Origin of the sequence: Paenibacillus sp. PvP094, assembly GCF_040546835.1 — a bacterium.
GTDB lineage: Bacteria > Bacillota > Bacilli > Paenibacillales > Paenibacillaceae > Paenibacillus > Paenibacillus illinoisensis.
Genome location: NZ_JBEPOM010000001.1, coordinates 774,121 through 789,054 on the forward strand (window position 1 = coordinate 774,121; position 14,934 = coordinate 789,054).

16 protein-coding genes are annotated in these 14,934 nt (G+C 47.0%); all 16 read right to left on the bottom strand.

Annotation, left to right across the window (positions count from 1 at the left end; all coding sequences use genetic code 11):
• Window positions 1-321 precede the first annotated feature (321 nt).
• Window positions 322-1,251: a glycoside hydrolase family 25 protein gene (locus tag ABIC22_RS03755; RefSeq protein ID WP_354478367.1), complete on the bottom strand. Its 930-nt coding sequence runs from the start codon at window positions 1,249-1,251 to the stop codon at window positions 322-324.
• A gap of 441 nt (window positions 1,252-1,692) precedes the next feature.
• On the bottom strand, window positions 1,693-2,190 hold the full coding sequence (locus ABIC22_RS03760; protein ID WP_354478370.1) for a phage holin family protein: 498 nt from the start codon (window positions 2,188-2,190) through the stop codon (window positions 1,693-1,695).
• Between the two features lie 257 nt (window positions 2,191-2,447).
• Entirely contained in the window at window positions 2,448-2,810 is a 363-nt protein-coding gene (locus tag ABIC22_RS03765) for a hypothetical protein (protein ID WP_354478373.1), read from the bottom strand.
• Window positions 2,811-3,022: 212 nt separating this feature from the next.
• Complete coding sequence (locus ABIC22_RS03770; RefSeq protein ID WP_354478376.1) at window positions 3,023-5,629, bottom strand: hypothetical protein; 2,607 nt, start codon at window positions 5,627-5,629, stop codon at window positions 3,023-3,025.
• A gap of 1 nt (window position 5,630) precedes the next feature.
• Entirely contained in the window at window positions 5,631-6,176 is a 546-nt protein-coding gene (locus ABIC22_RS03775) for a putative phage tail protein (RefSeq protein ID WP_354478379.1), read from the bottom strand.
• Window positions 6,173-7,231 (bottom strand): baseplate J/gp47 family protein, encoded by a 1,059-nt coding sequence (locus ABIC22_RS03780; protein ID WP_354478382.1) that lies wholly within the window; start codon window positions 7,229-7,231, stop codon window positions 6,173-6,175. The genes ABIC22_RS03775 and ABIC22_RS03780 overlap by 4 nt, the downstream gene beginning before the upstream one ends.
• Window positions 7,224-7,637 carry a DUF2634 domain-containing protein gene (locus ABIC22_RS03785; protein ID WP_354478385.1) on the bottom strand — a complete coding sequence of 138 codons (414 nt, stop codon included), beginning with the start codon at window positions 7,635-7,637 and terminating at the stop codon, window positions 7,224-7,226. The genes ABIC22_RS03780 and ABIC22_RS03785 overlap by 8 nt, the downstream gene beginning before the upstream one ends.
• Window positions 7,634-7,891, bottom strand: a complete 258-nt coding sequence (locus tag ABIC22_RS03790; protein ID WP_354478387.1) for a DUF2577 family protein — start codon at window positions 7,889-7,891, stop codon at window positions 7,634-7,636. The genes ABIC22_RS03785 and ABIC22_RS03790 overlap by 4 nt, the downstream gene beginning before the upstream one ends.
• Window positions 7,892-7,897: 6 nt before the next feature.
• On the bottom strand, window positions 7,898-8,908 hold the full coding sequence (locus ABIC22_RS03795) for an XkdQ/YqbQ family protein (RefSeq protein WP_354478390.1): 1,011 nt from the start codon (window positions 8,906-8,908) through the stop codon (window positions 7,898-7,900).
• 13 nt (window positions 8,909-8,921) lie between these two features.
• Window positions 8,922-9,617, bottom strand: a complete 696-nt coding sequence (locus tag ABIC22_RS03800; protein WP_354478393.1) for a LysM peptidoglycan-binding domain-containing protein — start codon at window positions 9,615-9,617, stop codon at window positions 8,922-8,924.
• Window positions 9,618-11,591 (bottom strand): phage tail family protein, encoded by a 1,974-nt coding sequence (locus ABIC22_RS03805; protein WP_354478396.1) that lies wholly within the window; start codon window positions 11,589-11,591, stop codon window positions 9,618-9,620.
• Between the two features lie 201 nt (window positions 11,592-11,792).
• Window positions 11,793-12,215, bottom strand: coding sequence for a phage tail assembly chaperone (locus tag ABIC22_RS03810; protein WP_127538100.1), 423 nt, complete (start codon window positions 12,213-12,215; stop codon window positions 11,793-11,795).
• Window positions 12,216-12,444: 229 nt separating this feature from the next.
• Window positions 12,445-12,903 carry a phage tail tube protein gene (locus ABIC22_RS03815; RefSeq protein WP_017690162.1) on the bottom strand — a complete coding sequence of 153 codons (459 nt, stop codon included), beginning with the start codon at window positions 12,901-12,903 and terminating at the stop codon, window positions 12,445-12,447.
• Window position 12,904: 1 nt separating this feature from the next.
• The gene (locus tag ABIC22_RS03820) at window positions 12,905-14,221 is read right to left on the bottom strand and encodes a phage tail sheath family protein (protein ID WP_354478401.1); all 1,317 of its coding nucleotides are present in this window, start codon (window positions 14,219-14,221) and stop codon (window positions 12,905-12,907) included.
• Window positions 14,221-14,457 carry a YqzN/YkzM domain-containing protein gene (locus ABIC22_RS03825; protein ID WP_354478404.1) on the bottom strand — a complete coding sequence of 79 codons (237 nt, stop codon included), beginning with the start codon at window positions 14,455-14,457 and terminating at the stop codon, window positions 14,221-14,223. Before ABIC22_RS03825 ends, ABIC22_RS03820 begins: the two co-directional genes overlap by 1 nt.
• A 20-nt stretch (window positions 14,458-14,477) precedes the next feature.
• Complete coding sequence (locus tag ABIC22_RS03830) at window positions 14,478-14,909, bottom strand: phage tail terminator family protein (protein WP_354478406.1); 432 nt, start codon at window positions 14,907-14,909, stop codon at window positions 14,478-14,480.
• Window positions 14,910-14,934: the final 25 nt, after the last annotated feature.

The following is a 14,934-nucleotide window of genomic DNA, read 5'->3' on the forward strand; positions in this document are numbered from 1 at the left end:
GTATGAGTGTGTATGTTCGAAAATGCAGGGATTGGACAACAGGGAGACATTACAATAACTTGTTATGTTAAGGCTCTGTCATGGTGAGGAGATTTATGTAAATAAACAGTGGTTGAAAACAATTTCGTGTAACTTACTTTACATCACATTCATCAATTAGACAAGAGTTTTGCGGACATAAGTCTTGAACTTTATTCACGCGTTAATTTTAATTACATAAAACACAAAAAAGGAACACCATTCGACATAAAAATGCCGATGTGTCCCCTCTTAATCCCGCTCTGGCAACTTCCATTATAGCTTTATTATATCTGTATTAACTCACTTCTTGAACAAACCTCTGCGATACATGACCGTAATAAAACGGTAAAAATCATAACTTGCCCCATTGTCGATGCTGAACAGCGGATTTTTGGTGTCATATGCCAGAGCCGCATCCACAGCTGCTTTGGCCCACACCGGAACTTCCATCTGCTGACGTGCCTGCAGTTTGTCTACCTGAGCCTTCAGCGCATCAAACGCTGCTTTCTCTTCGGCTGTCATCGGTTCGCCCCCTTTCGGTGGTTCGGTCGGTTTCACAGGCTCGGATGGTTCAGGCGGCTTCGGCGTGGCTGCTGCATATCTGGCCCGCAGCTCCGCTGCCGATCCCTCGAACTCATTCATGTCTACATTACCGCTAATTCCATTCACTTTGCCCGAATCCGTATACTGCCAGAACGTCCAACGTTTCCAGGCAGGCTGATCATCCGGCACACGTGTGCTGCTGTAACGCGCAACCCACAGATCATATGTGCCAAGTGAAGGTTCAAAATTGCCGGCAAATGAATTGCCCGTATATATAATTGGTTTTACACCCGTAAGACGCTGCAGTTCAGTTAAAAAGGCTTTAGCTACCGTGTTGATCTGGGCTTTGCTCAGATTGCCCGGGTTGTTCTCATAGTCCATGACCGGTGGCAGCTGCAGCGCCTTCGCGCCTCCAACCTTATTTAGCGTACTCGCATAATGCGCCGCTTCCGCCTTGGCCCCATCCGTGGATGTTGCACGAAAGAAGTGGTACGTTCCGACCAGCATACCTGCCGCCAGTGCGCCGCTTACATTTTTCTGAAAATTCGGATCAGTATACGTCTGCCCCTCGGTTGCCTTGATGAACACAAATGTCATGCCGCTTGCCTTCACTTTGGCCCAGTCGATATTGCCCTGGTAGCGGGAGACGTCAATACCCTGCGTGTTGCCTGAGCTTCTGGTTTGCATGTTTCTCACACCCTTTATGCGGCAATTGCCGTTTGTATATAGTTAATGCCAAGAGGCTGGGGGTTGCTTGTGTGCGTGTCCCTTGTTGTTGGTAAAAGGTAAGTCCCGATGACTAGGAGCTATGTCCCAATATTGCTGTCAGGCTACCCCATTCTATATCGTCTGTCGGTAGACTACTGGCTATCCATTAACTCACTAGATAAAAAATATCGAGTAGGTACGTGGCCGTTCCAGATACGGATCGTTCTTCCGATCGCTGTTGTCTCCAAATTTTTATATGATTCATTATTTAAAGGGTAAAATTCGGAGACAAAGGCGACCGCTATCGCTTCTTCAGAATCGATTCCGTCTCCTTCACTACTTGTAGCTAATGGCACATACTTTTGACTCAGTAGCGCTCTGTCTGTTGTCACAGAGTACATTGAAATGAATGTTGAGTCCTTACTTCGTATCATCCCTAATCTGTTCATCCACATCCTTATGATCTGATGGTGCAATAGATTCTCTGGAATGAGGAGTGTAGTTACCGGGAATCCCTCCGTCCCCTCCCTTGCCCTTAAGCACTTCAATGGCCTGCCGGATTGCAGGCGGAATCGGTGCTCCCAGTTTGCCCCCATTTTCAATAATAGATAACAGCTCATTCGCGATATAAAAAAAGGCGACCGCATCCCTGAACAAATGTCCGTCTCCCAGAACTCCGTCCACCAGATGAGCCACCGATACCATTGCAAATATAAATACCTTTCGCGCGATGCCGAACATCCCGACATTACTTTCGAGCTTGCCACTCGCCCCCGCTGCCGCGATGCCGGTTAGATAGTCAAGGATGACGAATACGAGCAGTACCCCGAGCACGCCTGACCAGCCACCGAAGAAGTAGGTGGCTGAGCTGCTTAGCAGGGCGATAAAGGATTTCCATATCGTATCCCATTTTTCCATGGTTTCACCTCCTTTGATTTTGTAAACATTCGTCAGAAGGCATAAAAATAGCGCTCCTTATTTGGAACGCTAGTTAAACGATATTTTCACTGCGTTCCGTTACTGCAGTTTCAAGAGCTTCGGCTACCTTCGTCCGACTCGTCGCAGGAACAGCATCAATATTGATTACTCCTTTTTCATCAATGCAACGTATACAGCCAACATAGTATCACCCCCTTTCATGAATACCACAGCACAATCGCAGCACCCAGACTAATTTATGCCTCATCAGGCATCATACCTAATAACATGGTGTGTAGCTCCATTAGGGCCATCTGGTTCATGGTATTTTCTTCTTCTGCTGCAGCCAGACGCTGCTTTAGCAAATCCAACTCTGAAGGTTCTTCAGGCTGCGGCTTGGTCAGCTCATCAATCTCTTCCTGGCTTAACCCTTCGATCCATAGTTCCGGAAACTCGGGACTTACATATTGAGGGGCCTCTTCCCTTCCTTCTTCAGGCAATTGAAGCCAGGCATCATATAGAGCTTGATACTCGGTTCGTACTGTCTCTTCCTCTCCGAGATATGCGTCCCATGCCTTCAGATCGAAATTCGGCCGAAACATGCCTGCAGGAACCGGCACGCCTACAATGTAGCCTGCAATCTCTGGTTCAGCCTCCTCCTCGTCTTCCGGTTCCTCAACTTGTTCTGGTGCTTCTGGATCGAATGCCGGAGGCTCAGGCTCGAAAAAAAAGGGGCGACACCGGAAAAGGCATCGTCCACCAACTCGTCCTCCAAATAGAGGCCGTCTGTATTTACTTTAGGTACGGCTTTCATTTGAATCCTCCTTTATTGTTAGACCAAGAATGAGATGCCTGATAAACTGAGCCAACCGTTATATCCTGAGCTGCAAACGACATTCCCATCGTTCCGCACATCTATTCTTCCATATCCTTGCGTGCTGCCGTCACTACTTTGACCGAGAAATACATTGGTCTTTGGCGGGATGTATTCTTTGGGCAACTTAAATATATATGCTCCACTACTAATTACTCCGCCCTTGATTAAGCCTTCAAGATGGACAAAACCCAAATTATCTTTATAAAAAGCAATAGGAGCATATGAACCGTCTCCATAATTTGTCCAGCCATTGAGCAACGTTGGATAAATCTTATTATAGGCAACGTCCTTCTCTGCCTTTTTCGACTCCACAACGCTAATACGTGCATTTGCTTGTTGAACGCCTTGTACCAAATCTGTAAGCAACGCCTTTTCGTTATCCGGGACCGATCCAACGAATGGAGCTAATGGAGATTTGTCCAACATCAAATACGTTACTGTGTACGCAGCTGACGGATCGAAAGACTCTTTTGTCGTATTAGCTCTTGATGTCCCATAAGAATCTACGGCATTATTGCTAATTGTCCATTTGTGATCTTGAACTCTGTTTCTATATATTGCGAGAATACTTCTTGCTTTGTTTTTGAGCAAAGAAGCAGGAACTTGCGTAAAGTTTATCTCTCTACGACCGCTAAGGTTCGGGTTACTATTTGCAGGAGTGGGACTGTACTCACGCAGCATAATCCCCGTCCCGACTTCGGCTTGGTTATTTCCCTCAATAAACGTCAATTGTCCTTCTGACGTGATTGGTTCAACAGTTGGTGTTGCAAGTTGATATACGAGTTGATATGGAACCCATGTATATGCCGTTCCCCCTGAAGGAGCTAATTGAGTAGGGATATTAGTTGTCCCGCCTAACATAGTCCCAGCATTAACAGCACCTGAGAAATTCGACGCACGATAAGACCAAGCTTTTGTACCAGTACCATTATATGGAGCTAATGATGTCGATTCATTTTGATACATAACCCATCCCATGAAATACGCCTTAATCTCATCGGCTGTCGGTGTGTATGAGTCTCCCCATCCGCTGTCTGCGTTGAAAATGGACAATAACCATCCAGATAAAGATGAGTAGTCATAAGAGTCCGCCATTGTCGCTGTATCAACTGTATTTAGCAATTTCCCGTCATACTTAGTTGTCCAAGATGTTCGGGCATTGCTTGATACATACGGAAGAGGCAACTGTCCTATTGGAATAAGTACACGTTTAAATCCTGTATAGTTATTAAGTAACGAATACGACAACGTGTCATTTAATAAGAACTTTGTCCACTTCTTAGCCTTGAAATATTGCCCATCCTTTTCGAACACTTCGTCAGCATTCGTCCCCGTTAATGGATCAGCGAATAAATCCGTTTGCAATGCGAGCATGGTGTCTTCACGCGGTTTGAACGGTTTTGGAGTTTTGCCAATAGTGAGCATCGGGTTTTTGAACGTGGCGTACTCGCCTTCAATGTTCGCTCTAAACAAAAAGTTAAGTTCCGTATTATTCCCACTGTTAAACGTATACGGAAGTTCAGTTCCCCAATATTTGGGCGGGTTAGGAACTTCTAAATTTAACGGGTATACGGAGGTGCTTACATTTGTAAATGTTTCTGCATTGAGTGTATAGTCGGTATTAGGGGTTACTCTGAATCTCAATACTGTGTACCCCGTATTTTCTTTGCCTAATGGGTTGATCCATTCATACGGCCCAGTTATATAATTGCTCACATTTACAAAGGATGATCCCATAAGTGGCGGTAACAAATTCTCTCCATATCGAATCGCATACGGATTTCGCACGGGTTGGACGCTATCGACGTAAGGATACTTAGCGATCAAGTCGGCATCAGGTGCAATATATTCGGCACTCTTTACCTTGAACAATCTTAATTCATTAATGTAAATAGTAGTAGCCGTCGCAGTGTCATTCCAAAAGTGAAGCCCCATCCCTCCTGTCGTTCCAAGATACCTAAACACTAATGTCTTCCACTCCGTGGTTACCTCTTGTCCTAAAACACTTCCCCGTGTGCCGAACAGCTCGGAGTGTAATAACGTCGATACATCTGCTTTTGCGTTCATAATGCCAATATAAAAAGCATCGTTTTCAAAAGTGAAATCGGTCACTCTAACAAGATCCTGCACTCCTCCTTTTCCGGTATTTGTAATTGTCAAAGTATTGTCCCCGTCAATCTTATTCCCAGCACTTACGGATATCGAGTGATTTCCATTAGATGCCATATTGGACAAGTCACCAAATCTACCTATACGCCCCAACAAATTCACCAACGTGCGGCCCTTCAATCCTTCCAACTTAAACGCCGAGGCACGTTCAGCATTAATAATCTGTAACCCTGGCTCCAGTGTCACAGATCTCCGCTTTTCCGTATCCAGCCGCTCCTGGATATTACTAACCTGTGCAGCCGTCTCTTCGGCCTTCTCCTCTACCTGCTCCGCAAAAGCATCAACTTTCTCCCAGTTCTGATCCAAATACTTGTCCAGATCAAAATAGGTCGTTGATGGCGAGCTGCGGTCAATCTTATTCAACCCAAGATTCGGTGTTTTCGGTTCATTCATTCTAAACTCCACCTCCTGAAAATTTATCCTGCCGGGTCTGTTCTATTTCATCCAACGTCATGTTCTCGACCTCAGCAATCGTCAAATACCGCAGGCGATATTCCACGGTCATATGTGCCGGTTTAATATCCTCAATCGCTGCCTTCAGATCGTCAAGGTTAGGCGGCAATCCCCATGTATCTATGAAGCGAATTCGGATCAGGTATTCCTCGGGTGAGACAGAAACCTCAATCCCGCCACTCTCATACGCCTGAGCCACATTTTTGAGCATCGAACCTGAGACTTTGCCGCTTCCTCGCATTTTGGAAATGATGACGGATCTCCGCTGTTCTTCCGGCTTGGCTGGATTCGTTGGAATTTGCAGATCCCGCTCATATCGCTCCAATGCCCAGGTTGCAGACTCCGGATAAAATTGGTCCAATACACCTTCCAAACCCGCCGCAAGCTTGTCCAGTTCTTCACCTTCGGTCTCCGTGAGCAACTGCATCTCCAGCACATTTTCATACAACGGGGGTAAAAGGGACATCAACACCTCAGCTTTACTCATGTGACCTTCACCGTCCCGAGAACGCCCACTGCACCGGGTGCAATCTCCAGATTGGACATGCCGCCATTCACCAACAAATCGCTATAATCGATTACAGGCGGGATATCCAGAATGACATTGGCAATTCGTGTCCAACGGACTAGCGGATCGGCAAATGCCAACTCTTTCAGATAGGCAGTGACACCCTCTTCAATCAGCGTTTTTACCCCCTCATACGTTGAGCCTGAAGCAAGTGCAACCTGCACCTCCACATCAATCGGTACTTCTTCTGCCCCCACCACCGTGACCACGGGGCCAATTGGAGCTGCTCCTTCGCCCATCCCATCCCGGGTTGGATCGATATAATCCTGTACTGCCTGAATCACCGCCTCGGCGGGTGCATGCATCTCATTGTTTAACAGCGCCACTTTTACCGTGCCCGGACCGTCCCACAGTGGAAAAGCTTTCGCTTTACCAACCCCCGAATTTTCCCGTGCCCATAGTTCATATTGATATTTATTGGCACTCGTTACCGGACGGGAGACTTTGTCCTGATATCGGTCATACAGAGCCTGATCTGTTTCCTCATCTTCACCTGGAACAAGCAGCTGGGTTAGTTCCGCTGTTGTCAGTCCGGCGATATAATCGATGGGCAGCAGCGCCCCTGTATATTCATTGCCTTCCGCTCCGGCAACCTCACATTGCAGCACATATTGCCCCGCTGCCATTCGTTCGACAGCCAGATACACCCGATCCCCTGTAGAAAAACGACTCCCCAATGGAATCTCAACCGGTTTCCCCCCGTTGTCCTTGAAGCTGCCGATCCAGCGTGCCTGGGTTGCCGCTTTCCGGGTAATGCCAGACCAGGCCACCGCTCGGTCCAAATACTCCCCGGAAGCTGTGTCCGCAAATTTCAGATTGGCGTTAATATCCAACTCAATGTACATCTGAGCCATTTCCACAGCGGCTGGCGCGAGCGCGTCATAGATAATGCTGCCTTCACGTTTATCCACTCCATCCGGTACTTTGTCCAGCATTCGCTCTAAAATGACCTCAAACGTCTGCTCTTCAACCATTCATGTTCACCTCCGTTTCTCCCCTGAAAGAGCCAAAATTGGTTTCCACGGTAAAAGACACCCGCACCCCATCCGCCTCATGAACAAAATCAAACTCCGTTACATCCGAAATGCGATCATCCGGAAGCAAAGCCTCCACAATCCAGCGCTCCAGTTCGGATTCCACCATGGATCTTCCGGCCACTCCCTCCCAGGACCATTCCATGCCGTAATCTGATGAGTAGATTAGATGCTCATAGCGGCGAGTGGACAATACCTTATACACGGCTTGTTTCACCGCCTCTTTACCGTCAAGCTGCAACCTTCCGATCCTCTGCCCAGAAGGCTGCAGTACATACGTCAGGCTTGGAACAACAGCCGGTTGTTGCTGTTCTTCTGCACTCATTTGTGCACCTTGTGGAATCATGTCTTCACCAACCGATCCAGCACAACGAAGCTGTCCCCACCTTGCACCCGGAGCAGCAGTACGTGGTCACCCACAGTCCAATTCTTTCTTGCTGCGGATTCCAGCATCACCAGAAAAGGCTCAGCCAATGTCAGCCGTTGTTCAACGGTAATCTCGAAGGGCTCTGTACTCGCCACTGTTCCGTACATGACCTGAACAGGGGCTTTGGCATCTACGGCGGCCACCGCCGCCTTTTTAATCACGTCCAGCATCATTTATCGTTACACCACCTTCAAATCCAGTGACATCGTGTGCACGCCCCCCTGTACCTTATGCGTACATTCGTCTACCAGAAAATATTGATTAATCTTCAGTTCCTCAATCTGAATATTGACATAACTGCCTGTCCTGACTTTGAAATCGCCCAGCGCATCCACTTTCAATGACCGAGTCTCGCGGTTACGCAACGTCATCAGGGTTTTCAGCATGGCATCGATCTGGCCTTCATTCAGGCCATCGTCCGCTTTTTGGTACAAAAAAAGCAGCCCCCATTGACGGATGCTGCCTGAGTCCTGATGGACGAACGTTTCTCTTTTTCCCGTATCCTTGTTGTCCCGATACAGCTTGATCTTGTTAAACGTCTGGTCGTCAATCGACCGGGTATAGCTGTAATCCGTAAGCAGACTGTTATCCCCAATAACAAAGCCGTAAGGCATCTCTTCCACATCCCGAAGCACAAGCTTGCCGAAGTCGTCGTAAAAGATATAGTTTTTACCGCCATAAATCAGCGTCCTGTCCAGTGCCTCACAGATCATGTCGATCAGCTTCTTGTTATCAAATAACATACGCGGAATGACGTATTTAGGCTGAATCAGATCCCCGATCTTCAATTGAAAGTCTGTTGCAATTCGTCTGATCACATCCGCAGCAGTTGCGTTAACGAACTGGTACGTCTGGTTCGCGGTCAGATAGCGAGTCTGGTCGTAGGCTTTGATTTTGACACTTTCGTCCTTGCCGCTGTCCACCGAGAAGATATACCCGAAAAATATCCCCACTTCGTTACTGACATACTTTACGACGTATCCATTCTCATATATGAACTTCGAATTCTGGAATAAGCTCCCCTTGATCAACGTGAATTCCAGAGTGGACGGCTTACCAATGCGGGAGGTTTTGTAGGTAATTTCGCCGGCAATCTCACTAATATCCCAGATGTTGCCCAGCTTATCATCCAGCCATAATTGCTCCTTCAACTTGCCCTGCTTGTTATCCAAACTGATCTGCTGCTGCATGTTCCCTCTCCTTTCACGGTAGCTTGATCACCAGGCCAATGGGGAGCTTCTTCAGTTGTGCATCCTTGATGCCGTTCAGCTTCTGCAGCTCTTTCCAGCGCGATCCATCTCCCAGATGGGCTTTGGCAACAGACCACAAAGAATCTCCGGCTTTGAGTGTGACGGTCTTGGCCTGGATTTTTTCATTGGGCCGGGAGGCTTTGGTTTTTGTTTTCGAGGCAGCAGTATCCTTATTGTCCTTGAGTGGCACTACTTTTTTGGCGGCATAGAAAATGAACTGCTTCAGCTTGATATCATACTGGATATCCCCCACCGTACCCGCTGTCTCCTTCCAGTCGAAGCTCTCAATGGAAACTGCCATGTTAATCGTGTACCTTGCACTGGAAAAGAAAAGTCTGACGGGTCTGCCCGTCTGCATCCAACGGATGATCTTTTTCACATATTCATACGGATCACGGTAATATTCCTTCTGTACTGCCGGATGACTTGCATCGTAATTCAGATGATACGGACTGTAGTCCGCGGGAAATATCCCGCTGAAACTGACCTCGCGCAGCTTCGGCGACTTAATCACGTTAATTTCACCCAAAGCGCTCACGTTAAACGTACTACCGTCTCCCGAATCCGAAAACTCAATGCTCTCTGGTGTCACCGGGAAAAACATGTATTCAGAGCGGTTATTAAAGCTTAGTTGAATATAATATTCCACTTATCCATACACCCCCTGGGCACTGGAGACGATCTGACTGTTCAGTCCATCGGTGATTTTGCTGATGATGCTGTCCACGTCATGTCCGCTGTTGATATCTCCGGTGGTGACCTGAACAGTTGGTGTCAAACTGACAAATCGCTGAATAGCCTGCATCTCTGCAAGCTCACGCATCAGTTTCAGATCTTCACTTGTTACATCCACCGTGCCATCCACGTCACCAATTTTATCGACCTGTCCGATATTGTTGATTTTGTTAATGTTACTCATATTGTTATTAGGGACCATTGCCGGAGCGGGTGCAGTTGGAATGGTTGGCATGGAAGGGGTTTTGGGTGTAAAGCCGCCAAAATTACCAGGTAAACTTGTTTCTTTGGAATCTGCTTTTGAACCCGTTGAAAAACCCGAAAGTAACTTCTCCGCCATCTCCGGTCCTTTTCCATACGCATCAGGATTGTACTGTCCATCCATTCTCATTGAATGGAATACATTTTGATCACTTTGCGGCTCCCATGACTCTAGCGTATCCATCCATTCCTTGGCAGTATTACTGCCAATTTTGATATCCGATGAGGACATCACCGTCAAGTTCATACCAAAAGTTTTATTGATAAAGGAGACAACACTCCCTATTGCACCTACAGCTTTATTAAGAAAATCCTCTATACCTAACATCACATTATAGAAGATCTGCAAAATGAACATGCCCAAATCATAGAATAGCTTTTGGATTGCATAGACAGGATCATTGAATAAATTAGCTATAAAATCTCCTAATATAGCAAAGAGGTTCCATATTGTTGCAACAACCACCCTGACTCTTTCAGCTAACATCATAAATGTACCAATAATCGCTCCCAATATCTCCGTACCTGATATCCCCATCAGATTCAGAATGCCAATAATTGCTGCAATTGCCGCTATTGCCAGAAGGATAGGCCAATTAAGCAGCAACCACGCAGCCACGAGACTGTAAACTTGCGCAATAACAAGAGCCAGAACAACTATAGCGAGAGCCATTAGTATAGGCTGTATAATATCCCAGTTTTGTTGTATCACACCTGCTAAAAATAATATCCCATCTACCAACATCGTCAGTGCATTTGCTGCTATCGTAAAAGCGTTGCTAATCCAATCAATAATGACGGTAAACTCTCCATTCGCAAATGCTTCGTTTAAACGATCCAGTAAAGGAGTTAAGGCAACAAGTGCCGCCTGCCCAACCTGACCCAGTACCCCATTGAACTGATTCACGAGTGCATTCCACTTCTGCAGTGGTGAGTCTAACATGGTATCAAAAGCCTGCTGGGTATAGCCTTGTTTTTGCAGAATAACATCAAGTTTTTGGATAAACCCATCCAAATCCGATGCTTCAATATTTTTCTGTAAGCCAGCTCCATTCAGCACTTCAGCAGGAAGGTTGAAGGACTTGGCAAGTTCACCGTTATTTCCGTTCATCGCAGCTACTAGTGCACTGGATGCATCCGAAACACTTTTCCCATCTGGAGAAAGCATGCTTAATCGTTTAGTCATATCTCTTAGTTGATCAACTTGATCCGTATTCTGGGCGTACGGGATGAATGATAATGCTCCCTTCAGAGCGTCAGTGACATTTTGTCCACTCCTAAAAGCTTCTGCCCGATACCGATTAAATATCGTCTCTCCTTGAGCATCATCACCAGTAGCAGCCATATAACGTTGCTTCAAATCCTCTTCCTGCGCCGCTGGAACAAGGACGGTTTGCCCTGCTGACTTGATCATACCGATCCAAGCTTTCACCCTCTGAGCACCTTCCGCAAATGAGGCATTTACTTTAGCCTGTTCTTCTGAGACACCTCGCAGTAGGTTACCTGCAAGCTGAATTCTGCTCAGATTTCCAGGATTAAAAACCGAGTTGATCACTACAGGCAGATTCTGAAATTGCTGAACCATTTTGTTTGACATCAGATATAATCTTGCAAACATGGCATACATTCATTTCTCCCTCCTTTCCCCTTTATTTCTTCCTTGCACGGTTTTTGGACCGCTCTTTCTTCTCTTCCTCCACCCGGATGGAGATCATGGCATATATAGCCGCACGTTCACGTATAGAGAATGCCATCAGCTCATGTGGGAGGATGTTCAATTCATGGAGAGCGTAATAAGCCAGATTGGCTTCCGAATCGCCCTCTTTAATTAGTTTTTTACGTCATCCACCAGTTCGTTCATGTCCTGATTGAAGCCGTTCAGCTTCTGGACCTGTTCGCCGAGTGCGGCAAATTCCCCAGGCAGCAGCATTTTCCGCAAAAGCGATTCCGCCCCCATCACGCCATATGAACGCTGAAGCTCTGCATTTTTTAAATCAGGATAGACCACGCTGGCGCTCATCAGGCGAGCCATATAATCATTCGCATCAATGTCGGGTGTGTAAACACCGTTCTTGCCCTTGATTTTACGAGTAGCAGCTTTTCGACATTCCTGGTTCTCGTCTTCGGTCATGCTGCGCAGTTTCCAGGCAACCGGTTCACCCTTCTCATCCTTGAAACGGGGAGATACGATAAACTCCTCTGTTGTATCCGCCGCTGCATTTTGCGCAAAAAACATACTTAATCCACTCATTGTCCATTCCTCCTCTAAAGTTAGGCTCCCCGCCGCAAGAAGCGGCGAAGAGCATGTGTAATGTACTGTTAATGTAATGCCCCTCTTCAAACGAAGAGAGATTGCAAACAAATTTGGACACGCCAAATAGCCCGTAACACAGGCAAGTTGAACAGGTTTCTTTTATAAACCTGATGCTAAAGTTGGACTCGTTATATATCTATGGCTAATATATTTGTCACTTCAAAAATCACTTCGGCAGATTAAACGATACAGGCATATCGACATCTTCAAAGGTAAAGCTCACTTCTTCCTCCAAAGCCTCGGCCTCGGTATCCAGGGATGCCATGATCACACTGTCGAGGTTGACGCCTTTAAGAGTCACGGTCTGTTTACCAATGGTAGACGAAGGATCTTCGTTGGTCACTTCAATGTCGAAATAGGTGTCCACACCATTTTGCATGTACTGGAGCATCAGCTCACGGAAACGGGATGTTGTATAAAAGATTGTCATAGAACCCGAGCCGGACCAACCGGTTGCTTTGTGCTGAACACCGCGACGACCCAGTGTTTTGACCTCCGCTTTTTGTTTCTCCACCGTTGCTTCCAGCGTCTTCACGTAGAACATCTCTTCCGTCTGTCCATTAATCGTTGCATATGCGCGGCCTTCCTGGCCGGAAATCGTATCGCTTGCTTTCAAAAATGCCATCTTAAACCACCTTCACTTTCATATATACTTTTTCAACGGAATCCACAGGTTGGACCTGAACCTCAATCACGATACTGTCCGTTTCATTTCCCGCAGTCACAGTGATATCTGTGTTGGAATCAAAGTTTTGAATGGCCCCGATGTCCTGCAGCTGCTTCAGGTAGGTAACACATTGGGAGCGAAACAGGCTGCGCCCATCTTCGTTGTTGTTCACTTTGCCGATGTAATAGGACTCAAAGATTCGTTTCATGTCATTGGCAATGCCATCGAGTACACGGACAACACGGTTTTTGGCAAAATGACGTGCTTTATCCGGTGTTACCGAACGGAACGTGTTCACATCTTGCTCTACAACTGCCCGGTTACTGCTTGCTGTAAAGACAAACTCACCATTACGCAAGGCTGCTTCTGTCTCGCTGTGTGTCAATCGACCATTCACATCTACAGCGTCGTCATAGGCACGGAAGGTCAGGGATTCATTCAGATTGGCCCCGGCTGTTGCTCCGGCTGTCCAAGGTACCGTTTGTTTGGGGGACAGGACGGTACCGTCTGCGAGCACAACGCCATTTTTAACGCTAATTACACCTTCGTGATCCGCAGCAGGATAATCTGCCAGCACTAATTGGACCTTCTTGCCCTCAGTATCGCGCAAACGCCTGATGTATGCAGAGTACACAGATTTGAGGGTAGCATCGTCGGAGATCAGTCCCACGGTGTTAAAATCCAGTACTTCCAGCTTGGATAGGAAATTGGTATGCTCCTGGTTCGTTGCCGTGCCGTCCAATCCACCTGTTAGTGGAAGTGAAGCTGTTGTTGTGAGGGCACCTTCGCCAGTGAAAGTAACATATGAGTTGGATTCCAGCTCTTCAATGGTTGAGACGGTTTGTTTATCCACTTCTTTAGTTGAAAGCAGCGTTGTAACATCGAACCGGTTCGGCTGATTGATATTCGCTGAGACCACAATCGCCAGATCATTCCCTCTCACGCCGCCGTGTTGGGCAGTAACCGTTAGTTCTCCCAGCGCGGCCTTGGCCTGTGTCCCTGCGTTCAAACGATATAGGAGCAATGTTTGTGCCCGTTTCAATGCCTCTCGAATCAGCAGCAGTTGAGGTGCTGTCCAATCATAGCCCAATTTGGCTTGTACATCTTCACCGGCCTGGATGGTCAGCATTGTACCTGCTTGTCCCCATGACAATGGAAGCGCCAAAGCCACCGTTCCCCGCTCCCCTACCGTACCTGGTAACGAGCCCTCTGATGCAAAATTCATATATACGCCAGGGCGTACCTTATTTTGAGTTGTCCATGTTCCTCCAGCCATTATTGTGCCTCCCCATTCATAAATTGTTTGATATGTTGCTGTGCTTCTTCTACTGTGTATGTCACATTCTCCCGCAGTACAGCTGCCAGAATGTCTTTCTCTATCCGGCTCAACTGCCGGGATTCAGCGAACTGAACTTTGCTGTATTTATGGTTAGTTTTCTGGTTGCTTTCCGGAGCATTAATTTCCGGCTCTTTCTTCGTAAACATCGCTAGTACGCCTCCCATTCCTTTCATGGTTATCCCCCATTTGGTTGTTATTCGTTAGCTGCTTTAAGTGTGGTGGGTCGCTGTTCCAGATGCTGCATGGTCGTAGCAGACTCTGACACTTTGGTCGTTCGCATGGTGTAGTACACCAGCATTCGCGGTGTGTTGTTCTCTGTCTCCCATCGCAGTTCCGTTGCTCGGTAGGGTGTTCCCTCTACATTGATCGTTTCCAATGCTTCAAAAAGTTCGTCTGGCAGGGTTGCCGGGATATTCTCTACATCTAGCCAGCGGATTTCAAAAGCATGAGATTGCACGAAGCGATCGCTGCGTTCCCTTGTGAGTTGAGCAGATAGCATGCGGTAGGCGATACCTTTTGAATCTGGGTCGGGACTTGCTGTGCCAGTTGCTGGGTGGATTGGGATGTTAGAGAAATGCTCTGTGAGCATGTTTGCGATGGCTGTGGTTAGTTGATTTGTGGTCATGGTTCACCTCCTTTTCATTTTCATA